Genomic DNA, 22,079 nt, shown 5'->3' with positions numbered 1-22,079 from the left:
TACGGGGTGAAAAATCATCTCTGGTTCTCCTATTTACTTCTAGCCTCGGGGAGAGCCCTGAAGACGCCTGAAGCGGAACACCCGGGGAATCGCTCCCCCGTCTCTCGGTTCATTCAGGCAAAGGCTTTCTCAGAGACCGCCGGGATTCAGGAGTTGTTGTTTTTATATGTAATACAAAAAAGACGTTTTTCTTCCGATCTTCGCCGGAGTTGACAGGTGACGTCTAAGCCAAAAGAGGTATCTGAATCCGACGAAGAGTTTACCCGTTGAAACAGGCTTTGGCAATGGTATACCGGGTGGGAAAGTGAAATTTCAGTAAATAACTGATAATCCGGAATATCTAGTTGAGACTGATTTCTGTTTATATACAGAAATTCACAACCGGAAAGAAAAAAACGGCCCGGGAGTGAATCCCGGACCGGTTTGTCAGACGTTAATCGGTGACCTGAAGCCTAGTCATCATCCTGGAACGCCACTTCGCGTTTCTTCCGGATGGAAGGGGCGAGGACGAGGATGAGAAGGATCGCGGCGGCAATGAGGAGGCCGCAGGAGATCGGGCGCGTGACGAAGACCGAAGGGTCGCCGCGCGAGAGCAGCAACGCGCGTCTCAGGTTCTCTTCCATCATCGGCCCGAGAATGAAGCCGAGAATGAAAGGCGCTGCCTCGCACCCGAGCTTGATAAAGAGGTAGCCGAGAAGCCCGAAGACAATCGACACCCAGATATCGAAGACATTGTTATTGATCGAATACGTGCCGATCACGCAGAACGCGATGATCGCGGGGAAGAGCCAGCGGTACGGCACCTTGAGGAGCTTTACCCAGATATTGATCATCGGAAGATTCAGGATGATCAGCATCAGGTTCCCAATCCACATCGAGACAATGAGGCCCCAGAAGAGGCCTGGGTTCGAGCTCATCACGAGCGGCCCCGGCTGGATATCGTGAATCATCATGGCGCCGATCATGAGGGCCATCACGGCGTTGCTCGGAATGCCAAGCGTCAGCATCGGGATGAAGGATGTCTGAGCTCCGGCATTATTCGCGGTTTCCGGGCCCGCGACGCCGCGGATATTGCCTTCGCCGAACGCGGGATCCGCGTTCTTTCCGGCAATCTTCTTTTCAACCGTGTAGGAGGCGAAGGACGAGAGCAGGGCGCCGCCGCCCGGCAGCACGCCGAGGATCGAACCGATCGCGGTGCCGCGGACAATCGGGCCGAAGCAGTTCTTGATATCCGCCCAGGTGGGAAGGACCTTGCCGACCGAACCCGTATTGAAGTTCCTGGTTTGACGCGCTTCGAGGTGATTCATGATCTCGGCGTAGCCGAAGATACCCATCGAAATCGCGACGAAGTTAAGCCCGTCCTGGAGATCCTCAAGACCAAACGTAAAGCGGAGCGCCCCCGAATTGATGTCGGTGCCGATGAGGCCGACGAGAAGCCCGAGAAGCGTCATGCAGAACGCCTTGATGAGCGAGCCGTTCGCGAGAACGATCGCGCCGACGAGGCCCAGCACCATGAGGCTGAAGTACTCGGCCGGCTGGAACTTGAACGCGACCTGAATCAGCGGCGGGGCGAAAGCGGCAATCACGAGAGTCGCGACGCAGCCCGCGAAGAAGGAGCCGAGCGCCGCGATACCGAGCGCCGCGCCGGCGCGCCCCTTTGTCGCCATCTTGTGACCGTCGAGACACGTGATCACAGCGGAAGCGTCACCCGGAATATTCACGAGAATCGCGGTGGTAGAGCCGCCGTACTGAGCGCCGTAGTAAATGCCGGCGAGCATGATGAGGGCGGCAGACGGGTCGAGCGTATAGGTGATCGGGAGCAGCATCGCGATCGTCGCGACCGGGCCGATGCCCGGCAGCACGCCGATCAGCGTACCGACCGTCACGCCGATAAAGCAGTAGATGAGGTTCGTGAGAGACAGCGCGTTCTCAAACCCCAGAAGCAGATTCGAAACGAGATCCATCGCTTATTCCCCCACCATAAACTCAGGAAACACCGGGATCGTCATACCGAGGAGGTAAACGAAGATCACCCAGCAGAGTCCGCAGAGAACCACGATGAGCGCGATCACTTCCTTTGCCCGGAATTCACCGCTCGCGAGCGAGCAGACGGCGATCATCACGGCCATCGAGATGACGAAGCCCGCGAACGGGAGCAGTACGCAGAAAAGCGCGATCGCCCCGAGAATGAGGATCATGAGGCCGAAGTGGAAGCGCCCGACACGGCCGCCATCCTGAGCGCCGCCCGTGGAGAAAAGTCCCTTCACGGAGCAGAAGAGGCCGAGCGCGGTGAGACAGCCGGCGAGGAGCGTCGGGAAATAGGCAGGGCCCATACGGGCCGCGGACCCAAGCTCGTTCTCCTGGGCCGTGATGATGAAGAAGAGACCGCAGGCGGCGAAGAGTATGCCCGCCCAGAAATCTCTCTCGTTTTTGATGCGCAAAAGAAAAACTCGCTTTTTAAGAGAAAGCCAATCAATCAGATAACTGCCGGGGGGTGAGATGCTCCCGCACTGAAGGCAAGAACGGGCAGAGCCGGAAACCAGCTCTGCCCAGATCCATTTCCGGCAGATTGAAGCGAAAAAGAAACCGTCCGGAGAAGAGCGGGGTGACGAGGATCCCCCCGCTTTTCCGGGTTATCAGTCGACGTGCGCGCCGGAGATCTTCACGATCTTCGCGTACTTCGGGATTTCCTCTCGGATGAGAGCCGCGAACTGAGCGGACGTGGTCGGAGCAGCTTCGCCGCCAAGCTTATCAAGGCGCGCGTCCACTTCCTTTGAGCGCAGCGCCTTCGTGAAAGCGGCGTTCAGCTTATCCACGGTCGCGGTCGGGGTCTTCGCCGGAACGAAGAGGCCGTACCAGGTGGAAATGTTGAAGCCCTTCAGGCCGCATTCCTCAAGCGTCGGGACCTTCGGGAGCGCCTTCGCGCGCTTCGCGGTTGTCACGGCGAGCGGAATGAATTTCCCGGCCTCAATATTCGCGGTGGCGGAGGCGAGATTATCGAAAATCAGCTGCGTCTGGCCGCTCATCACGGAGAGCTTCGCGGGGCCCGCGCCCTGGAACGGCACGTGGACGATGTTGACACCGGTGTCAGCCTTGAAGAGCTCACCGGCGAGGTGGCCCGCGGAGCCATTGCCGCCGGAGGCGTAGTTCAGCTTCCCGGGGTTCTTCTTCGCGTAGGCGATCAGATCCTTCACGGTGCGGATGCCGGTCTTCTTCTGGAAGGCGGGCGTGATCACGAGCACGTTCGGCACGTGAGCGATCAGGGTGACCGGGGTGAAGTCCTTCACCGGGTCATAAGGAAGGTGACGGAAGAGCGAGGGGTTGATCGCGTGGGTCGCGACGGCGCCGACGACGAGCGTGCGGCCATCCGGCTTCTCACGGGCAACAGAACTCACGCCGCGCGTGCCGCCGGCACCCGGCCGGTTCTCAACGATCACAGTGCCGAGGTCTCCCTTAACCGCGTCCGCGAGAATGCGGGCAGAGACATCCAGAGGGCCGCCCGCGGGCCACGGCACCACGATCGTAATCGGGCGCTGCCCAAAGGCGAGAGCTGACTGAGGGATGGATGACAACAGAGCCGCAGAGGCGGCGGCGCCGATAAGGGCGCGACGGTTAACGTTGACCACGATGACCTTCCTTTGAATTTAGGTTTTTCCGTGCCCGCAAGTGACTCAGGGCGGCGGATTGTTGTTTTCTCTAAAAATTAGGGAATCGGGTTAATTAGACCTGTTAAACCTGCGGTCTGCAACTGGATTACGATAGATGAAGGGTTTACCCTCGTTATTAATCAGGAGAGTTCCTTAGGGGTTCACAATAAATCCATAGGAACTTTCCGATGAAAGGAGGAAAGATGGATTTCGAGAAGCTATATATCGACGGAGCCTGGGTGCCGTCAGCGTCCGATAAATGGATCGAAGTGGAGAAGCCCGCAAGCCGCAGCGTGATCGCCCGGGTGCCGGCCGGAAACGCTGAGGATGTCGACCGGGCGGCGAAAGCCGCTTCCGCCGCTTTCCCCGCGTGGCGAGACACGCCGCTCGCGGACCGCATCGCGCTGATGGAGAAATTCCTCACCGAATTCCGTGCCCGTGAAGAGGATCTCGTCCGGATCACCGTCGAGGAGCTCGGGAGCCCGGTCGGGTTCACGCGCTCAAGCCAGGTGGAGTACCAGTACACGAGAACCCGTTCCTATATTGATCTCGCGCCGACGGTGCCGCTCGTTGAAAAGATGGGCGCCTCCACCACGTACCGCGAGCCGGTCGGTGTGGTCGGCTGCATCACACCCTGGAACTATCCGCTCGGTCAGGTGATTCAGAAGATCGTTCCGGCGCTCCTCATGGGGAACACCGTGATCCTGAAGCCGAGCCAGCATACGCCGCTCTCTGCCTACTACCTCACGGAAGCAATCGAGGCGGCCGGTTTCCCGAAGGGCGTCTTTAACCTCGTTACAGGCCGAGGCGGCGAAATCGGGAATTCGCTTTCCACGCATCCGCTCGTCAATATGGTGTCCTTCACCGGGTCGACCAAGGGCGGCGTCACCGTGGCGCAGCACGCGCTCGAATCCGTGAAGCGCGTGAGTCTCGAGCTCGGCGGGAAGTCCCCGTACGTCATGCTCCCGGGGATCACGAATTACGATGAGCCGATTCATATCCTCTTCAATTCGATCTTCCTCAATTCCGGACAGACCTGCACCGCGTTCAGCCGCCTCCTGATTCCGGAGGCTGAGGCGCCGGCGATCGAAGCGAAGCTGAAGGAAATCGCCCGCGAGTACACGGTCGGGAATCCGCAGGATAAGAAGGTGAAGCTCGGTCCTGTCGCCTCCGAAGCCCAGTTTAAGAAGATCGCGGGCTATATCGCGAAGGGCGTCGAGGAGGGTGCGAAGCTCCTGATCGGTGAAGTGCCCACGGAAGGAAAGGGCCTCTACATCCACCCGACGATCTTCACGAATGTGAAGAACAGCATGACGATCGCGCAGGATGAGATCTTCGGGCCGGTGCTCTGTGTGCTCACCTACCGCACGGTGGATGAGGCGGTCGCGATCGCGAACGATACCCGCTACGGTCTTAACGCCGGCGTCTTCGGGCCGAAGGATGAGGCGCTTGCCGTGGCGCACCGGATCGAAGCCGGGAATGTTTACGTGAATTCGAGCCCGCGCGACACCGCGGCGCCGTTTGGCGGCTACAAAGAGTCCGGCATCGGGCGTGAGGGCGGTGTCTACGGCATGATCGAGTTTACGCAGCAGAAGGCGCTTTTCGATACGAAGCTCTGAAGCGCGTAAATAGTGTCTGACACCGGACCGGGCGGAGCGGAACTGCAATCCCGCTCCGCCCGGTTTTTCTTTGCCTTAAAAGAGACCGCCTTCTCTTCGTTTTACAATCGGGGCTCAGCCGGCTCCGCTCCTCTGGCGGTTTCATCTGCGGATCCGCGCGTATATAAAAAAGAAGAAGGGAGAAGTTTTTCTGATGTCCTGGCTCACAGCGCTCTTCACCGATACGCAGTCACCCGCCCACGCGGCTTTGATCTACTCGCTGGTCATCGCGGCCGGAATGGCGCTGGGGCGGATCCGGATCCGGGGCGTGTCGCTCGGGGTGACGTTTGTCCTCTTCACGGGACTGGTGGCATCGGCGCTCGGAGCCCGGGTGGACCCGGCGGTGCTCGCCTTTATCCGGGACTTTGGTCTCGTGCTCTTCGTTTTCTTTATCGGGCTTCAGGTCGGGCCGTCTTTCTTCAATTCATTCCGGACGCATAACGGCCGGACACTCAATCTCCTCACGATCGGGATCATCCTCGCGGGGCTCCTCCTTACGCTCCTTTTCGCGGCGGTCCTTCCGGGGCTTGTGTCACTTCCCCAGATGCTCGGTATCCACTTCGGCGCGGTGACGAACACCCCGGGGCTGGGCGCCGCGCGGGACATGCTTTCTGAACTCGGTTATTCCGGAGAAGACATCACGATCGGCTACGCCTGCGCGTATCCGCTTGGCGTGATCGGCGCGGTGCTCACCGTGCGGTTCCTGAGGCGCGTGTTCCGGATTGATCTCGAGAAGGAAGAGGCAGCGTGGGACGCGACTGAAGGCGCGAAAGATAAGCCGGTTTTCTTTCACGTCGAGCTCACAAACAAGGCGCTTGCCGGCCGCACGATCCGGGAGATCGCGGAAATCATCGGGAAGCCTTTTATCTGCAGCCGGATTCTTCATGGCGGTGAGCTCTTAAGCCCGGGCGCGGACACCGTGGTGGAAAGAGGGGACACGCTCCGGATCGTGTCCAACCCAGATCATCGCCAGACGATCATCGCGTTTTTTGGCTCCGAGGCGGAGGACTTCGCCACGGATATTGAGCATTCCCCGGTTACAAGCCGCATCATCCGCGTGACCCGCCCCTCGGTGAACGGGCTTCAGATGGCAGATCTTCACCTCAGCCGGCTTGACGGGGTGAACATCACGCGGGTCTTCCGCTCAGGCCTCCAGCTTTTCCCCTATCACAACCTCACGCTGCAGCTCGGGGACCGCGTCTACTGCGTGGGACCTGAAAATTCCGTGAAGCGTCTCGCTGAACGCCTGGGCGACGAGGAGCAGAAGCTGAATCACCCGAATATGCTCTCGCTCTTTATCGGCATCGCGCTTGGGATTCTCGTCGGGTCCCTCCCGATCACCTTCCCTGGGATGCCCGTTCCGGTGAAGCTCGGTGTCGCGGGAGGTCCGCTCGTGATCGCGATTCTTCTCGGATCCTGGGGGCCGAGACTCCGCCTGATCACCTATATGACGCCGTCCGCGAACCTGATGCTGCGGGAGTTCGGGATGGTGTTTTTCCTCGCGAGCATCGGGCTCGCGGCTGGGGACGGTTTTGCTGAGGCTCTGATAAACGGCCGCGTGTTTCTGTACGCGGGGCTCGGCGCTGTGATCACGGTGGTGCCGGCGCTGATCGCCGGGATTATCGCGCTCCGTGTCTATCACCTGAATTTCCATTCGGCTGCCGGTCTCATCGCGGGCGCGATGACGGATACTCCGGCGCTTGCTTATATCGGGACGCTTTCAGGGAGAAACATCGCGGCGGCCGCTTATTCCACCGTGTACCCGGTCTCGATGTTCCTTCGGATTCTGTCGGGGCAGCTCGTGCTGCTCTTTGTCTGGGGCGCGATCGCCTGAGAGCAGGACGGCCGGAAGACAAAAAGAGCGCCGCGGACGGGGGGACTCGCCGCGGCGCTCATTTTCTTCCGGAGAGAAGAATTTTGTTCAGGCTTTCTCTTTTGTTTTCCGGGGGCCGAGACCCGCGGACCGCATGACTTCGGCGACCTGGTTGTGTCCGGGCTTTCTCGGGTACCCGTCATGCTTCAGGGCTTCAGCGACACGGCGGCTTCCGAGTGTCCAGCCGGCTGCTTCCTGTGCTGCCCGGATCCGCTGCGCAAGTTCAAGGTTCGACTCAAGGCGTTTCTTGACGGACACGAGCGCGTTTTCCTTCCGGTAGTAGAAGGAGCTTCGCGGCATGCCGAAAATACGGCAGGCCCGGCTGATCGGGATGCCATCCTCCCGGAGCGATTCAATGAAGTGGGCCGCGGCGAGGCGTTTTGCCCGGCTGTCCGCCATTCCCGCGCCGTGCCGGAAAGGCGCTTCATACTTCGCACGGATTTCGTCGTCGGTGAGCGCGGATCCCGTGCGGGTCTCATTGAGGGTCGTCATGACATCCTGAGAAAAGAGGCGAAGAAAACAGGGCCTTCGCCGTAGTTAAAAAAATCTCTCAGGAGAGTAATGCGCCGATTTCAAATTTGCGTCAAAAGAGGGGAGGGGAAACACCGGTGAGGGAGGGGAACTCCTCCCCCTGATACCGTGTTTCAGCGAACGCGGAGCACCTTATGGAGCTGAACCGAGACGCGGTAGCGGCCGCCGCGCTCCACCGCGGTCCGGAAGCAGAGTGACGCGGCGGAATCTTCCATGGAGAGCGGCTGAAGGGAAATTGGGGTCGACGCGGGGATCTTATCCGTGATCGCGTCAAGCGCGGCGAGGTCTGATTCATCCCCGATCACCATCTTCACTTCGTCCGCGCGCTCCAGCGCCGAGTCGAGCACCCGGCCGCCCGGGACCGTGATCTTCGGGGACACCGTGACGAAAGTCTCAGGCGCTACATCGATTTCAAGGAACCCGGAGGTTTCAAGCGATACGCGTTTCCCGGCTGCGATCAGACGCTCGGTGAGCGGCCGGATCGGCTGCTCAGCGGGTTCTCCCCCTGTGATGACGACGAGCGGGATACGGGGCCAGCGTTCCAGAATGAGATTCACGAGTTCATCAAGGGATGCGTCCGCGGATCTCGGACGGCTGTCTTTCACGAGAACTTCGGAAAGCGGAATCTTCGTGGTTCCGGAGCCATCCTCTTTCCAGGAATACTTGGTGTCGCACCAGGGGCAGTGCACGGGGCAGCCCTGAAGCCGCACAAAGACCGCGGGTGTTCCGGCGAGCAGCCCTTCACCCTGTACTGACGCGAATATTTCGTTGATGGAATAACGGATTTCTTCCATTCTGGCAGCAGTTCCTATCTTTCCCGAATCAAAGCGTATAGGTCGCGGTGCATTTCCGCGTTTCTTCCACGTCGCAGCGGATCAGCTTGACGCCCGTGCCGCGGAGCTGCTCAGGGCTCACCACGGTGACGAGATACTCGGCGATATTTTCCGCGGTCGGATTAAACGGCACCTGAACCACCTTCGGGTCAAGCGAGAGGAGGGCATCCGCGAGCGGATCCTCGGTCCAGATGAGGAACCGGTGATCAAAGTGCTCCTCCAGCCACACGCAGAGCTTCTCCTTGATGACCGAGAAGTCGATCACGCGCCCGAGCGAATCCAGTTCTCCCGCGCAGCAGAACGTGATGCGGTAGTTATGGCCATGGAGGTGGGAGCACTTGCTTTCGTGCCCGCACACCCGATGGCCGCAGGAGATGTCGTGGTAACGCGTAACGGTAAACATGGCGGCAGCAGTGGGAATGGAATTCCTGAATGGAGAAAAAGTAAAAACAAAAAAGCGACCCTCATTATAAGGGGGCCGCTTTGGCGAATGAGGCGAAGGAGCCGGGAGGGCGGTCAGCCGGCGTTATCCGCGATCACCCGGGGCGACCAGGCGTGAAGCACCACGCCGTTATCGCCCTTATGCACCCGGGCGAAAAGCTGGCAGAGCGCTCCGACCTTCGGAAGCCCGAATTTCGGGTCCAGCACCACTTCAACCGCGTGCCCCGAGCGATCGGTGAGGAGGAAGCGGTTCTTTTCCAGCTGCTTCACGATCCGGCCCTCTACCTTCACGATTTCCAGATTCTTCGCTTCTCCGATCAGGTATGAGAGCCCGACAGGCTTCGACACTTCGAGGACTGAGACTCCGGGCGCCGCAGAGGCCCCGAGGGAAATTGTGAGAAGCGCGGCCGCGGCGGCCGCGAAAATAGCGTATCGCATAATGAAGAATCTGAGGTCAGAGGATCCCTGATAAAAATAAAAAAACGAAAACTCAGTACTGCACTTTAACAGATGGTGAAAAAGCCGTCTGAATTCCAGTTTTTCCAACTGTTTCAAATCTTTTCGGTGCCGGACCGAGGAGCACTCTTATCCGCGGAACATAACGGACAGGAGAAAGCTGCGGCGCGAAATCCGAACGGGAAATTCTAGGCTTTTTGGATGACACCGGGATCCCGTGTTCAGGCTCCGGGTTTGAGAGCGGGGGAAGCCATTTTCCGGGTTACTCCGAGTCAGATTTCTGGCGCGCAGTTCTCGTCTCTCTTCCCCAAAATCATTACAATCCATACCCGTAAGACATAATTAAAAAGAATTAGGAGCGTCAGAATGAAATACGTGGATCCTCATTTCAAAGGGGTGAATTCGGGGCACTACGTGCCGGGTGTTATCTCAAACGGCATGGTCTATGTGTCAGGGCAGCTGTCGCTTGACCCGGATACGCGCGAAGTCTGCAAGGGCGATATCCGGGCACACGCGAGGCAGGCGCTTGAGAACGTCGACCGCGTGCTGAAGGCTGCGGGAAGCGACCGCTCGAAGGTCGTTCAGTGCCGCGTCTATACCACGAAGGGGGAATACTGGGGTCCGGTGAACGAGGAGTACGCCGCGTATTTCGGCGACCATCGCCCGGCCCGGATCGTGGTGACGGTGCCGGAGCTTCACTTCGGGTGCCTCGTTGAAATCGAGGCAGTGGCGGAACTCTGACTCTGAGGATATGCTTTCCCGGCTCTGCTTTCGGAGTACTTCCGGGTACTGCCAAAGCCGGGTCAAAAAGCGCGGGCTTCTTACTATGATGGTGAAGTCAGACGGCGGATAAAAGAGAAGAGCCGGCGGGGGAAGAAACTCTGAATTTTTTCCCCGCGAGGACTCCAGGTACCGCCCGAAGCAAGAAGCAGACTGGAAAACCAGCAATTCGTGCCAAAGAGGAGACGCACGCACGGCAGGCTCTCCGGGAGGTGACTCCCTGTGTCTGCCGCGGAAAGGAAGGCTGATGCCGGGGCGCGAGATCCCGCAGCGAGCCTTCCGACTTAAAGAGAACCTATGCGAAAGATCCTATACGGCGTCTGGAAAGGCGTTAAGTACGACAACACGGAAGGGGGGCGCGCCGCGCCCCTCGATCTGCCGCTCGATAAGATCGAGACCTTTAACCCGGGAAATCCGGTGGACGCGGTGGTCTGTAATTTCGGCTTCCTCGTCTTCGACCCCAATGTGTCGCTCGCGGGAGTGCTGCTTCGCTACTACGCGCTCGCGCGCGAGAATTCGTGCGGCGCCTGTACGCCCTGCCGCACCGGGTCGATTCTGCTCGCGGAGTGCCTCCGCGACGCGGTGGAAGGCCGGGGCGATACGGTCAACTGGGACCACATGCTCGACTCCGCTGAGCAGATGAAGTACACGAGTCTCTGCGGCATCGGACGCACGACCCCGGAAGCGATGATCGGGGCGCTGAAATACTTCAGGGACCGCCTGATCAGCACCGCGGCGCCGCTGAAAGGCGATATGTATATGACGATCACGGCGAAGTGCATCGAGGCCTGCCCCTCGCACGTGAATATTCCCCGCTATATCGACTACGTGAAGGACGGGCATCCGGATCTCGCGGCGGGGGTGCTCCTGCACCACTATCCGCTTGTCGCCACCTGCGGCCGCGTCTGCGTGCGCCCGTGCGAAGCGGCGTGCCGCCGGAATTATGTTGACCGTTCCGTCGCGATCAAGGATATCAAGCGCTATGTGTCGGATAACGCCGGAGCGGCGATTTCGGACCTCTTCCACGGCATGGATCCGGTGATCGACTACTCAAAGGCCCGGGTGGCCGTGGTCGGCGCGGGTCCCGCAGGGCTGAACTGCGCGTATCACCTTCTCATGAAGGGCTACCCAGTCGATATCTTCGATAAGGATGAAAAGGCGGGCGGCATGGCGCTTCGCGGCATTCCCCCGTACCGGCTCCCGAAGGGGCTGCTTCAGAAAGAAACGGACGCGATCGGAGAGCTCGGCGGTGAATGGCACTTCGGACAGCGGCTAGGACGCGACTTCACGGTGTCGAGTCTCTTTGATGACGGGTACGGCGCCGTGTTCCTCGGAATCGGCTGCGCCGAAGGCGCGTACCTTGGGCTTCCCGCTGAGGACCGGTCGCTCGCCGGCTATCAGAACGGCATCGACTTCCTTCTTGAAATCGAGAAATCGGTTGCGGACGGCCTCCCGCCCCAGATCCATGGGGACGTCGTCGTGGTGGGCTGCGGAAACGTCGCGATGGACTGCTGCCGCACGGCAAAGCGTATCGCGACCGGGAAAGTGCATATCGTTTACCGCCGCACCGAGGCCCAGGCCTCCGCTGACCGCGAGGAAATTGAGGCCGCGCGGGATGAAGGCGTGGAATTCCATTTCCTCACGAACCCCGTTGGGATTCTCTCCGAAAACGGGCACGTCACCGGCGTGAAACTCACGAAGATGGAAATCCGGGGCACGGATTCCCGCGGCCGCCCAGCGGTCCGCGCGGTGGAAGGAAGCGAATTTGATGTGCCGTGCGCCATGGTGATCGCCGCGATCGGGCAGAAGCTCGAGCGTGACGTGTTTTCAGACGCGGACGGCGTGATTCTGGACCGCTATGGCAACATCAGCGTGAATCCGGCGCTTGCCACAACGCGCCCCGGCGTATTCGCGGGCGGCGACTGCGCGACGGGACCGACCACGCTGATCGGCGGTCTTGCGCAAGGGCAGCAGGCCGCGAATTCGATTGATGAATACCTCTCCCGCGGGTCAGTCGGCTTTACGCCCCGCGCGAGGATGGGGGAAATCATCCGCGACTGTGAGCTTCTTGAGGACGGCGGCCCGACGGTCCCGATGGAAAAGATGCCCCGGCACCGCGTTCCGACGATTCCTGTGGAATCCCGTGAGTGCAATTTCCGCGAGGTGGATCAGACGTTTTCAGACGACGTCGCCCGCTACGAAGCGGACCGCTGCATGCGCTGCTACCGCATGATGGCTGTCGCTACACCGCGCCCGATTCCCGGAAACGAAGCGCTGCATCGCAGCCCTGACACCGAAAACCTGACCGCATCCGCGAGGGGGACGAACTGATGAACGCCTGGATCAATAACCGCCCCGTCACGTTTGAGGAAGGGGAAACGATTCTGCAGGTCGCGAAGCGCCTCGGGATTTTCATTCCGACGCTCTGCGCGCTGCTGCCGCTGGATCACACGCCTGGCACCTGCCGCATGTGCATTACGGAGATCGAGCGGAAAGAAACGCCCGGGAAACGGGAGCTTGTGACGAGCTGCACGACGCCGATGCTCGAAGGCATGGCGGTCTTCACGCATACGCCTGAAGTCCGTCACCGCCAGCGTCAGCAGGCTGCGTGGATCTTCTCTGATCATGACCAGGACTGCGCGTCCTGCGTCCGTCACGGCAATTGCGAGCTGCAGGACGTGGCGCTCTATGTGGGGCTGCAGAATAACAGCTGCAACGGCCGCTTCATCGCGAAGCGTCCGGTGGATACGAGCGCGCACGGACTGCTACGCGACGTGAATAAGTGCATCCGCTGCGGGCGCTGCGTTGAGGTCTGCCGCAAAGTGCAGGGGATCAGCGCTCTGACGCTTGATGACATCGGGACGAAGCGCGGTGTCGGGATCGCCGGGGCGGATCGCTGGATCGACTCTCCGGGCTGCGTTGAGTGCGGCCAGTGCACGCTTGTCTGCCCGACGGGGGCGCTTGGCGAAAAGGATCAGTGCGACACCGCGATCGACTGGTTTGACGATCCGGAAATCAAGACGATCGTCGCCTTCGCGCCGTCCGCCCGGGTGACGATCGGTGATGAATTCGGTCTTGAGCCCGGAAAGAACACCGAGGGGCAGCTGATCACCGCGATCAAGATGCTCGGAGCGGACTTTGTCTGCGACGTGAACTGGGGTGCGGACGTCACGATCATGGAGGAGGGGAACGAGTTCCTGAACCGGCTCCGTACGGGCGGCACCCTTCCGATGATGACAAGCTGCTGCCCGGGCTGGGTGACCTACGTGGAAAAGCATCACCCCGAGATGATGGGGAATCTCTCCACGACCCGCTCGCCGCAGGGGATTTTCGGGGCGCTCGCGAAGACGTGGTTCGCGAAGACCCATAACATCGATCCGAAGAAGCTCCGCTTTATTTCGATCATGCCCTGCACGGCAAAGAAAGAGGAAGCGGCGCGGCCGCAGCTCGCGCGTGACGGTATGCCGGACACGGATCTCGTGATCACGATCCGGGAATTCGCGCGCATTCTCCGCCGCTACGGTATCAGCCTTCCGACTCTCGAACCCTCGAAATACGATTCGCCCTTCATGGCGGAAAACACCGGCGCCGGCATGATTTTCGGTGTGACGGGCGGGGTGATGGAAGCTGCTCTCCGCACGGTGCATCACGTGGTGACGGGGAAGAATCTCGACGGGATCGAGTATCTCCCGGTCCGCGGCATGGAGGGGATCAAGGAAGCGACGGTCGATCTCGGTGCTGGCGGCAGCGTGAAGATTGCGGTCGCGAATGGTCTCCGGAACGCGGAAGAACTGATCCAGCGCGTGAAGTCCGGAAAGGCGGATTATCAGTTCATCGAAGTGATGGCCTGCCCCGGCGGCTGTATCGATGGCGGCGGCACGGCGCGGATCAAGAATTCGTACCTCTCGCACGCCGCAGCCCGCGCGAAGACCGTGTATCAGATCGACCGCGCCCGCGTTTACCGTCAGAGTCACGAGAACCCGGATGTGATCAGGCTCTATGACGAGTTCCTCGGAAAACCGAACAGCGAACTCGCGCATCACCTGCTTCACACGCACTTCACGGACCGGGCGAAAGAACCGGCTCCGGAAACGATCTCGCAGATCTGGAAACTTGTGAAGCTTGGCTGATCCGGATTGACTGGATCTGAAGGCCGGAAGGAGAGGGGCGGCAAGGCCCCCGTTCTTCCGGCCCTTTCTTTGCGGTCAGATCACGAGCGCGAGGGCGGCGAGCGCCGCCGCGAGCACCGGGATCGTAAGAATGACGCCGAGCCTGAAGTAGTAACCCCAGGTGACACGGATCCCTTTATGCGAGAGAAGCGAGAGCCAGAGAAGCGTGGCCAGGCTTCCGATCGGAGTGATCTTCGGCCCGAGGTCGCAGCCAATCACGTTCGCGTAGGCCATCGCGGTCCGGACCGCGTCAGAAACGGACGCCGCGTCGATCGAAAGCGCCCCGATCATGGTGGAGGGGAGGTTATTCATGACGCTAGAAAGCGCGGCCGCGATGAATCCCGCCTCGAACGCTGCGGCTCCGGTTCCCGAGTCTCCGATTCGGCTGAGCGCGGCGGAGAGGAGAGAGGTCGCGCCGTCATTCTGCAGGCCGTACACCACGAGATACATGCCAAGCGAAAAGATCACGATGGACCAGGGGGCGTCCTTCAGTACCTGCCCCGCAGGCACCACGCGGTTCCTCCGTGAGAGGAGGAGAAGGATGGCGGCGGATGTCAGCGTCACGGCGGAAATCGGAATCCGGAGGAAGGATGATGCGAAGCAGAAGACGAGCTGCAGCGTGAGCACCACCCACCCCGCTCGGAAGAGGAGGGGATCCCGGATCACGGAGTCCGGCGCGGGGAGTTTCGTGATATCGACCCGCTTCGGGATGCTGCGCCGGAAAACGATCCAGAGCACCGCGAGACTTGCGGCAACTGACGCGATATCAACCGGAATCATCACGCGGGCATAGTCCGTAAACGTGAAGCGGAAAAAGTCCGCTGAAATAATGTTGACGAGATTGGAGCTCACGAGCGGAAGGCTCGCAGTATCCACGATGAACCCCGCTGCCATTACAAAAGCGAGCTGATGCACCTTCGGAACGCCGAGCGGCGTGAGAAGCGCGAGCACCACCGGGGTGAGAATCAGCACCGCGCCGTCGTTCGCGAGAAACGCGGACATGACTGCGCCGAGAAGAATAATGAGCGTGAAAAGCTTCGCGCCGCTTCCGCCTGAAGCCCGTGCGACCTTCAGCGCGCACCACTTGAAGAACCCCGCTTCATCGAGGATAAGCGTGATGATGATGAGCCCGATGAGCGTCCCGGAAGCATTCCAGACGATGGACCAGACGGTCGGGATATCCGAGAGCGTCACGGTTCCGAGAAGGAGTGACGCGATGGCGCCGGCTGCCGCGCTCCAGCCGATCCCGAGTCCCCGGGGCTGGGTGATCACGAGAAGAAGTGTCGCGAGGAAGATAAGGACTGCGGTCATGGGAAAAGAAGAAATTCAGGCGGAAAAAACGAAACCCCGGTCCGAACGGATCGGGGTTCACGGAACAGGATCTGAATTTTAGAGTTCCCGGAGGAATCTGACTTTGCCGGTCTCAATATCGAGGATAGCGGGGAGAACAGCGAGTCCATGCTCAGACTCTTCCCGCTGAATCTCAAGCGACGTCTCAATCCGCTTTACGCTGCCTTCGGCGTTGAGGCAGGCGGCCTTGTACTCGTCCTTCTCGTCCCCGATCGCCTTCAGCACTTCATCCGTGATTGTCTTCACGTACCCCTCGGGCGCGTGGTGAATCGCGGCACCCACCGCGCCGCAGTGCGTGTGGCCGAGCACCACGATGAGGCGGATCCCGAGGTGGGAGGCGGCGTATTCGATCGACCCGAGCTGATGGTTATCGATCACGTTGCCGGCCACCCGGATCACGAAGATATCGCCGATACCGCAGGAAAAAGCGACTTCGGGGATCGAGCGTGAGTCTGAGCAGCAGACAATCACCGCGTACGGGTTCTGGCCGTGCTCCGCGGTATCGAGCCTTCGGGCGTCTGAGAGATCCCCGAACCGCTGCCCGTTCACATAGGCGTCGTTCCCGAGTTTCAGCCGCTCGAGCGCCTCGCGGGCCCGGAGCCCGGTGTTATATCCATTCATGGTGCCCATGATCCGCCTCTTCTTAAAGCGTTTTACCGATTAAGAAAGTTATACGCGGTTTTCACGAAAATCAATGCCCCGCCGATCAAGCCGGATTCGTCAGACGTGCAGCGATCCGTGTGAAGCGGGAAAGCAGCCTTCACGGCTTCGTTCCGGATACCGAAGAATCCGAAAGCGGACGGCACCCGATGCATGATGACCGCGAAGTCTTCGCCGACAAGCGTCGGGGGAACAGAGGCGAGACCGTCAGGTCCGAGCACTTCGGCTGCGGCCCCTGCCGCGACCGCCGTGATATCCGGGTCATTGATCACCGCGTCCGAGAGCCAGGTGTAGGTGGTTTCCGCGGTGCAGCCATGAGCTGCAGCGACACGGTCCGCCATTCTCTTCATGCCTTCGCGGATCGTCTTCCGGGTCTCTTCATCAAAGCACCGCACGGTGCCTTCGAGGTAGGCGCTCCCGGAGGTGACGTTCCAGCGGGAGCCTGAGTGGAGGCTTCCGACCGTGAGTACGGCGGAAGATGCTGGGCTGATTGATCGGGAGACAAGTGTCTGCAGGTTCACGGCGAGGAACGCGGCGGCCGGTGTCGCGTCGACGCAGAGGTGAGGCGCCGCGGCGTGCCCCGCTTTTCCTTTGATATCAATGCGGAAGCGATCCGTGGACGCCATCCGGGCACCGGGTTCGAGCGACACGCGGCCGGACGCGAGTTCAGGCCACACGTGCATGCCGAACGCCGCGTCGACGCCTTCGAGCGCCCCGTCCTCAATCATGTCGAGAGCGCCGATTCCGACCTCTTCGGAGGGCTGAAAGAGGACTTTCACTGTGCCCCGGACCTCATGCCGGTTCGCGGCGAGGATTTTCGCCGCGGTGAGCAGCATCGCGATGTGGTTATCATGCCCGCAGGCGTGCATGACGCCCGGGTTCTCGCTCGCGAAGGGAAGTCCCGTTGCCTCCGTGATCGGGAGCGCGTCGATATCGGACCGGAGGAGGATTGTTTTTCCGGGCAGATCGCCTTTGATTGTCCCAAGCGTCCCCTGGGGGAGGCTCTTTCCGCAGCTCCGCCACTCAATCCCGTCGGTGTCCAGTTCCGCGCGGATCGCGGCGGACGTCTTCAGTTCTTTTCCGCTCAGCTCAGGGTGCGCGTGGAAGTAGCGCCGCATGCGGATCACGTACGGTTCGTACTCGGTTTTCAGCTTTTCAATATCCAGCATAGTCTCAGTCGTCCCTTAAGCTAATTCTGTCCAGTGGACCCGGTGAGGAAGCGAAGCGCGGTGGCCACGTGAATCAGGGCCCCATCAACGAGCGCGTTCTCATCCACCATGTAGCAGTCCGAGTGCTGCGGCTTATCAGCGCCGCAGGCCTCGTTCCGGACCCCGAGGTGTGCGAAGGATGACGGCACGAGGTTTGCGTAGAAACTGAAATCCTCGCCCCCGGTGCCAGGCGGGTTGATCACGGTGCTCCCGGCACCGAGCACGGCTTCGGACGCCTCGCGGGCGATGCCGGTCATCGTTTCATCGTTCACCAGCGCGTCGCAGAGCCGGTCGTAAGTCACATCAGCAGTGCAGCGGTAGGCGGCCGCGACATCCTCTGAAATCCGCCTGAGGGATGTTTCCGCGAGATCCCGGACCGCGGGGTCATAGCTCCGCACGGTGCCTTCGATCGAGGCTTCGCCTGAAATCACGTTCCAGCGGGAGCCGGAATGAATGGTGCCGATCGTGAGAACAAGAGTGGAAAGCGGATTCGCTTCCCGGCTCTTGATGGTCTGAAGTTCAAGAATGAGAGAGGCAATCGCGGGCGCGACATCGATGCATTCGTTAGGCCGCGCGGCGTGACCGCTTCTGCCGTGAAGCGTGATCCTGAAAAAGTCAGTCGCGGCGGTGGAAGGACCGCTGCGAAGAGAGATTTTTCCGGAGGGGACCGAGGAGGCGACGTGAATTCCGAATGCTGCGTCGACGCCGTCCAGCACGCCGCCCGCGATCATGTCGAGCGCGCCCCGGGAGTTTTCCTCCGCTGGCTGGAAGATGCATTTCACGCGGCCCGGGAATACGGTCCGGTGTTCGTAAAGGATTTTCGCGGCGGAAAGCAGCATCGCGATGTGACAGTCGTGTCCGCAGGCATGCATGACGCCCTTCGTGCCGCTCTTATAGGGAACATCATTCTTTTCCTCAATCGGCAGCGCGTCGATATCCGCGCGGAGAAGAATGGTCTTTCCGGCCCCGACCCCGTCGATCGTGACAAGCGTCCCCGGAAGCTCCTTTCCGCAGGGTTCCCAGGGGATGCCGGCGCCGGTGAGAATGGCGCGGATCCGCTCAGCCGTGTTCCACTCGTGTCCGCTGAGTTCAGGGGCCGCGTGGAAAGCGCGGCGCGTCCTGATCACTTCCTCGCGATACGCGTCGCGAAGTGAATTGAAGTTCATCTCGATGCCCTCCCTCGGAATTTTTGTGTTCTACCCATATTAACTGGGAGGGAACCGGACGGATGAGGCGGCGGCAGGCAATACCTCATAAAAAACCTCCTCGCAGGGCGGGGGCCCCGGAGGAGGTTCCGTGTCACTCAGACGCTGTTCCTGAGTGAGCTGCGGTCAGGCAGACCGCGTTACTTATTGGCGTTCAGGAAGTTAAGTGCCGTCTGAACGGAGAGCAGGGCACCCTTCACGAGTGTTGACTCGTCCACCGTGTAGTGGTCCGAATGCTGCGGATAGCAGGCGTTGCAGGCGGCGTTTCCGACACCGAAGAGCGCGAACGCGGCCTTTACCTTGCTGCAGTAGAAGCCGAAGTCTTCGCCCCCCATCGTGGGAGGCGTGTTGGGAAGCGAGTCAGGCCCGAGGATCGTCTTCGCGGCCTCGCGCCCGAACGCGGTGATTTCCGGATCGTTATAGACGTTGTCGCAGAGGCGGTCATACTTCACCTCGGCCGTGCAGCGGTAGGAAGCGGCGGTGTTCGCGGCAATCCGCTTGACGGACTCTTCCGCCATATCGCGGGACTCGGAGTCAAGCGACCGCACCGTGCCTTCGATCTTCGCGGATCCCGAGATCACGTTCCAGCGGGTGCCGGACGTGACCTTGCCGACCGTGAGAACGAGCGGGCTCACCGGGTTCACCTGGCGGCTCACGACGGTCTGCAGATCCATGATGGTGGCTGCCATGCAGGGCGTGGCGTCAACGCACTTATGAGGGAGCGCCGCGTGGCCCGACTTTCCCGTGATCGTGATTTCAAACTGATCGGTTGCCGCCATGCGGCCGCCCGCTTCAAGCGACACGGTCCCCGCGGGGAGTTCGGACCACACATGCATGCCGAACATCCCGTCGACGCCGTCCAGAACACCGTCCGCCATCATATCGAGGGCGCCGAGCGCCACTTCCTCAGCCGGCTGGAAGATGAACTTGATCGTGCCGGGGATTTCATCCTTGATGCTGTTCGCGATCATCACCGAGGTGAGGAGCATCGAGATATGGCAGTCGTGACCGCAGGCATGCATGAAGCCTTCGTTCTCACTCGCGAAGGGGAGACCGGTCTTTTCCTTCACGGAGAGGCCGTCGATATCGCCGCGGAGCAGGAAAGTCTTGCCGGGCTTTCCGCCGTGAATCGTGGCCAGCGTGCCGGTCGTCAGGTTCTTTCCGCAGGGGCGCCATTCGATCCCGGCTCGGGTCAGTTCTTCGCGGATCTTCTTCGCGGTCTCCACTTCTTTCGTGCTTGCCTCAGGATGCGCGTGGAAATAGCGGCGCATCTCGATTTGGTACGGGTTGAATTTTTCTGCCAAAGCTTTCAGATCCATTTTCAATTCCTTTCTGACTGACACAGAGGCCCGGCGCGGTGCCGGAGCCTGAGAAAATAAATGTGCTGAGGCCCTCCGCGGTCAGACGGGAGGGCCTCGGGCAAAGCGAAATCAAGAGAGAACAGCCGTCTTCATCAGAACATCTTTACGAAGATGCCGGCGATGAAGACCGAGGTGATGGTCACGGTGACGAAACCGCCGACGATCATCGAGGGGAAGAGCTTTCCCATCAGGAAATCGTATTCCTCGCGGTTCTTCGCGACGGTCTTGCAGGTGTTATCCGTGATGATCTGATCAAACGGGAAACCGTAAAGCGCGGTAAGGCAGTTCGCGAAGCAGAGGAAGAAGCTGCGGTGCAGGATCTTCGACGCGATGAAGGCGAAGAGCGTCATGCCGGCAACACCGACGAGAATAAAGCCGATCATCGGGCCGATCATGCCGAAAAGCAGTTCCGGGGTCATGTCCTTCAGGCCGTCAAAGACGAAGCAGATGAGGCCGAGCATCATGATGTTGAAGGAGTTCGCCTTGTGGAGCGAATCGCGGTCAAGGAACCCGAGCGTGCAGAAGATGACACCGAGGATCAGGCCCCAGATGGCGCCAGACACGCCGGTGTACTTGCCGATCACCGAGGCGACCCAGGCGACGAGCCCGAGCTTCGTGAGAATCACGATCGAGCTGTTGTACTTCTCCGGCACCTGAAGCGGAAGGCGCTTCACGTTGTCGCCGCCCGCCGCGAGCTCAATCGCGTTCTGCATCGCTTCGCGGTCCGCTTCTGACGCCTTCAGGGTGCCGTTCCGGTAGCCTTCAAGAAGCCGGCGGCTTTCCTTCTTCAGCGCAAAAGCGGTGAGCGGGTAACCCGCGAAACCCTGAATGCAGTACATCGAAATCGCGAAAAGCGCGGCGACCGTGAGGCCGGCCTCCATAGCGGCTTTCTGCATCATTGTGGCTGCCACGATGCCGCCCGTGAGCGGGGGAAGACCGGCGATCACAAGCGTCCGGTCCATAAAGAGCGGGCAGATAAAGAAAGCGGCAACGCACATGCCGAGGAGCCCGAGAAGACACGTCACCACGGTCTTCCACTGCTCCAGCAGCCGCTTCATGGAAATAATCGTTCCGAGGTGAACAATCATCACCATCACGCAGATTGTGCCGCCGAACGGGATGAGGTAGGAGTCTTTGATGAGGTCGTGGGGGAGGACCGTCCAGTAGCCGAGCAGGAAAAGGCAGGCCGTCACGAAGACGGAGGGCACCCAGGCTTTTGTCCAGGAAGACACCAGCTCGCCGATGATCACGGCAGCGCCGCACACCGTAAAGGCAAGGAGAAAGTTATACATTTTTATTGTCCTGGTAAAAATTGATTCAGGCAGGCTATGAAACCGGTCACATCCTGAATGTATAGACTTTATTCATCTTAGGTTCAAAAATATTATTTGTGAAACAACTGAGACATTTTCCTAGATACTTTCGGATAGCGTATATTTGGTATCAAATATATTAAACAGATGAAAAATAATAAAAAATTGTTTTTATATGAAATCCTGAAAATATAAACTCTGGGGAGTGGCGGTGTTCCGCCGTGTTCTCCAATCCTTTCCCTCTAGGACCTGAGACCTAAGACGATCTACTACCGGTGGAGGATCCTTGCTGGGTCTAGCGGTCTATCGTTTTTTCTTAAGGAAATCCGTAATATAGGAGCGTAACTCCAATGGTTGTTGCATTATTGCCTGGGCAGATTCCTCTCCTTCCTGCCCAGGCTGTTTTTTTGCCATCTGTCCGGATGCGCGCCTCGGTTTCCTCCCGCCTTTCCCACTGCCAGTCCTTTTCATTTCCTCCGTTTCCGCTTTCCGCCGGAGAGGAAGTGAGGTAAAGTAATCTTGAAAAAAATACTGAATTAATCATGATGGCTGTCCGGGAATCGAAAAACTCCCGGGGAAGGCTGTCAGAAAGAG

The 22,079-nt window shown here is 59.9% G+C and carries 19 protein-coding genes; 5 read left to right on the top strand and 14 right to left on the bottom strand.

The window, feature by feature from the left end; all coding sequences use genetic code 11:
* Positions 1 to 452: 452 nt before the first annotated feature.
* From BN1936_RS07945 to BN1936_RS07935, 3 genes are all read right to left on the bottom strand, one after another.
* Positions 453 to 1,964, bottom strand: a complete 1,512-nt coding sequence (locus tag BN1936_RS07945; RefSeq protein ID WP_049687116.1) for a tripartite tricarboxylate transporter permease — start codon at positions 1,962 to 1,964, stop codon at positions 453 to 455.
* A gap of 3 nt (positions 1,965 to 1,967) precedes the next feature.
* Positions 1,968 to 2,441, bottom strand: a complete 474-nt coding sequence (locus tag BN1936_RS07940; protein ID WP_022444141.1) for a tripartite tricarboxylate transporter TctB family protein — start codon at positions 2,439 to 2,441, stop codon at positions 1,968 to 1,970.
* A 195-nt stretch (positions 2,442 to 2,636) separates the two neighbouring features.
* On the bottom strand, positions 2,637 to 3,629 hold the full coding sequence (locus BN1936_RS07935; protein ID WP_407919252.1) for a Bug family tripartite tricarboxylate transporter substrate binding protein: 993 nt from the start codon (positions 3,627 to 3,629) through the stop codon (positions 2,637 to 2,639).
* A gap of 221 nt (positions 3,630 to 3,850) precedes the next feature.
* Between BN1936_RS07935 and BN1936_RS07930 the strand changes: the two genes are divergently transcribed.
* Both BN1936_RS07930 and BN1936_RS07925 read left to right on the top strand, forming a co-directional pair.
* Complete coding sequence (locus tag BN1936_RS07930) at positions 3,851 to 5,266, top strand: aldehyde dehydrogenase family protein (protein ID WP_022442731.1); 1,416 nt, start codon at positions 3,851 to 3,853, stop codon at positions 5,264 to 5,266.
* Positions 5,267 to 5,459: 193 nt separating this feature from the next.
* The gene (locus BN1936_RS07925; protein WP_049687114.1) at positions 5,460 to 7,139 is read left to right on the top strand and encodes a putative transporter; all 1,680 of its coding nucleotides are present in this window, start codon (positions 5,460 to 5,462) and stop codon (positions 7,137 to 7,139) included.
* 87 nt (positions 7,140 to 7,226) lie between these two features.
* Here BN1936_RS07925 and BN1936_RS07920 read toward each other — a convergent pair whose 3' ends face one another.
* From BN1936_RS07920 to BN1936_RS07905, 4 genes are all read right to left on the bottom strand, one after another.
* Positions 7,227 to 7,670, bottom strand: a complete 444-nt coding sequence (locus BN1936_RS07920) for an IS3 family transposase (RefSeq protein WP_049687113.1) — start codon at positions 7,668 to 7,670, stop codon at positions 7,227 to 7,229.
* Between the two features lie 152 nt (positions 7,671 to 7,822).
* Positions 7,823 to 8,503 (bottom strand): radical SAM protein, encoded by a 681-nt coding sequence (locus BN1936_RS07915; protein ID WP_022444422.1) that lies wholly within the window; start codon positions 8,501 to 8,503, stop codon positions 7,823 to 7,825.
* A 28-nt stretch (positions 8,504 to 8,531) separates the two neighbouring features.
* Positions 8,532 to 8,945: a 6-pyruvoyl trahydropterin synthase family protein gene (locus tag BN1936_RS07910; RefSeq protein ID WP_049687112.1), complete on the bottom strand. Its 414-nt coding sequence runs from the start codon at positions 8,943 to 8,945 to the stop codon at positions 8,532 to 8,534.
* Between the two features lie 113 nt (positions 8,946 to 9,058).
* Complete coding sequence (locus BN1936_RS07905) at positions 9,059 to 9,421, bottom strand: hypothetical protein (protein WP_022444420.1); 363 nt, start codon at positions 9,419 to 9,421, stop codon at positions 9,059 to 9,061.
* Between the two features lie 384 nt (positions 9,422 to 9,805).
* Between BN1936_RS07905 and BN1936_RS07900 the strand changes: the two genes are divergently transcribed.
* The 3 genes from BN1936_RS07900 to BN1936_RS07890 all read left to right on the top strand — a co-directional run bounded on the left by BN1936_RS07900 (position 9,806) and on the right by BN1936_RS07890 (position 14,349).
* Positions 9,806 to 10,180 carry a RidA family protein gene (locus BN1936_RS07900; protein ID WP_049687110.1) on the top strand — a complete coding sequence of 125 codons (375 nt, stop codon included), beginning with the start codon at positions 9,806 to 9,808 and terminating at the stop codon, positions 10,178 to 10,180.
* Positions 10,181 to 10,516: 336 nt separating this feature from the next.
* A complete protein-coding gene (locus tag BN1936_RS07895; protein ID WP_049687109.1) occupies positions 10,517 to 12,550 on the top strand; it encodes an FAD-dependent oxidoreductase in 2,034 nt (677 codons plus the stop codon).
* Positions 12,550 to 14,349, top strand: a complete 1,800-nt coding sequence (locus BN1936_RS07890) for a [FeFe] hydrogenase, group A (protein WP_049687108.1) — start codon at positions 12,550 to 12,552, stop codon at positions 14,347 to 14,349. Before BN1936_RS07895 ends, BN1936_RS07890 begins: the two co-directional genes overlap by 1 nt.
* 75 nt (positions 14,350 to 14,424) lie before the next feature.
* Here BN1936_RS07890 and BN1936_RS07885 read toward each other — a convergent pair whose 3' ends face one another.
* From BN1936_RS07885 to BN1936_RS11475, 7 genes are all read right to left on the bottom strand, one after another.
* Positions 14,425 to 15,699 (bottom strand): arsenic transporter, encoded by a 1,275-nt coding sequence (locus BN1936_RS07885; protein WP_022444414.1) that lies wholly within the window; start codon positions 15,697 to 15,699, stop codon positions 14,425 to 14,427.
* 78 nt (positions 15,700 to 15,777) lie between these two features.
* The gene (locus BN1936_RS07880; RefSeq protein WP_022444413.1) at positions 15,778 to 16,368 is read right to left on the bottom strand and encodes a carbonic anhydrase; all 591 of its coding nucleotides are present in this window, start codon (positions 16,366 to 16,368) and stop codon (positions 15,778 to 15,780) included.
* 23 nt (positions 16,369 to 16,391) lie between these two features.
* On the bottom strand, positions 16,392 to 17,567 hold the full coding sequence (locus tag BN1936_RS07875; protein ID WP_022444412.1) for a M20 metallopeptidase family protein: 1,176 nt from the start codon (positions 17,565 to 17,567) through the stop codon (positions 16,392 to 16,394).
* 20 nt (positions 17,568 to 17,587) lie between these two features.
* Positions 17,588 to 18,772, bottom strand: coding sequence for a M20 metallopeptidase family protein (locus BN1936_RS07870; RefSeq protein WP_049687107.1), 1,185 nt, complete (start codon positions 18,770 to 18,772; stop codon positions 17,588 to 17,590).
* A gap of 179 nt (positions 18,773 to 18,951) precedes the next feature.
* A complete protein-coding gene (locus tag BN1936_RS07865; protein ID WP_022444477.1) occupies positions 18,952 to 20,130 on the bottom strand; it encodes a M20 metallopeptidase family protein in 1,179 nt (392 codons plus the stop codon).
* A 134-nt stretch (positions 20,131 to 20,264) separates the two neighbouring features.
* The gene (locus BN1936_RS07860; RefSeq protein WP_049687106.1) at positions 20,265 to 21,464 is read right to left on the bottom strand and encodes a hypothetical protein; all 1,200 of its coding nucleotides are present in this window, start codon (positions 21,462 to 21,464) and stop codon (positions 20,265 to 20,267) included.
* A 337-nt stretch (positions 21,465 to 21,801) separates the two neighbouring features.
* Entirely contained in the window at positions 21,802 to 22,029 is a 228-nt protein-coding gene (locus BN1936_RS11475; protein ID WP_148521217.1) for a hypothetical protein, read from the bottom strand.
* Between the last annotated feature and the right edge of the window lie 50 nt (positions 22,030 to 22,079).

The sequence above is a fragment of the Dakarella massiliensis genome, from assembly GCF_001182045.1.
Lineage (GTDB): Bacteria > Pseudomonadota > Gammaproteobacteria > Burkholderiales > Burkholderiaceae_F > Mesosutterella > Mesosutterella massiliensis.
Note: the sequence above shows the minus strand (reverse complement) of the source record. Positions and strands in the feature narration are given on the sequence as shown.

Coding starts and splice junctions, on each gene's coding strand:
- BN1936_RS07945 (WP_049687116.1), bottom strand. CDS start 1,964: ATGGATCTCGTTTCGAATCTGCTTCTGGGGTTTGAGAACGCGCTGTCT.
- BN1936_RS07930 (WP_022442731.1), top strand. CDS start 3,851: ATGGATTTCGAGAAGCTATATATCGACGGAGCCTGGGTGCCGTCAGCG.
- BN1936_RS07925 (WP_049687114.1), top strand. CDS start 5,460: ATGTCCTGGCTCACAGCGCTCTTCACCGATACGCAGTCACCCGCCCAC.
- BN1936_RS07920 (WP_049687113.1), bottom strand. CDS start 7,670: ATGACGACCCTCAATGAGACCCGCACGGGATCCGCGCTCACCGACGAC.
- BN1936_RS07915 (WP_022444422.1), bottom strand. CDS start 8,503: ATGGAAGAAATCCGTTATTCCATCAACGAAATATTCGCGTCAGTACAG.
- BN1936_RS07910 (WP_049687112.1), bottom strand. CDS start 8,945: ATGTTTACCGTTACGCGTTACCACGACATCTCCTGCGGCCATCGGGTG.
- BN1936_RS07905 (WP_022444420.1), bottom strand. CDS start 9,421: ATGCGATACGCTATTTTCGCGGCCGCCGCGGCCGCGCTTCTCACAATT.
- BN1936_RS07900 (WP_049687110.1), top strand. CDS start 9,806: ATGAAATACGTGGATCCTCATTTCAAAGGGGTGAATTCGGGGCACTAC.
- BN1936_RS07895 (WP_049687109.1), top strand. CDS start 10,517: ATGCGAAAGATCCTATACGGCGTCTGGAAAGGCGTTAAGTACGACAAC.
- BN1936_RS07890 (WP_049687108.1), top strand. CDS start 12,550: ATGAACGCCTGGATCAATAACCGCCCCGTCACGTTTGAGGAAGGGGAA.
- BN1936_RS07885 (WP_022444414.1), bottom strand. CDS start 15,699: ATGACCGCAGTCCTTATCTTCCTCGCGACACTTCTTCTCGTGATCACC.
- BN1936_RS07880 (WP_022444413.1), bottom strand. CDS start 16,368: ATGGGCACCATGAATGGATATAACACCGGGCTCCGGGCCCGCGAGGCG.
- BN1936_RS07875 (WP_022444412.1), bottom strand. CDS start 17,567: ATGCTGGATATTGAAAAGCTGAAAACCGAGTACGAACCGTACGTGATC.
- BN1936_RS07870 (WP_049687107.1), bottom strand. CDS start 18,772: ATGAACTTCAATTCACTTCGCGACGCGTATCGCGAGGAAGTGATCAGG.
- BN1936_RS07865 (WP_022444477.1), bottom strand. CDS start 20,130: ATGGATCTGAAAGCTTTGGCAGAAAAATTCAACCCGTACCAAATCGAG.
- BN1936_RS07860 (WP_049687106.1), bottom strand. CDS start 21,464: ATGTATAACTTTCTCCTTGCCTTTACGGTGTGCGGCGCTGCCGTGATC.
- BN1936_RS11475 (WP_148521217.1), bottom strand. CDS start 22,029: ATGATTAATTCAGTATTTTTTTCAAGATTACTTTACCTCACTTCCTCT.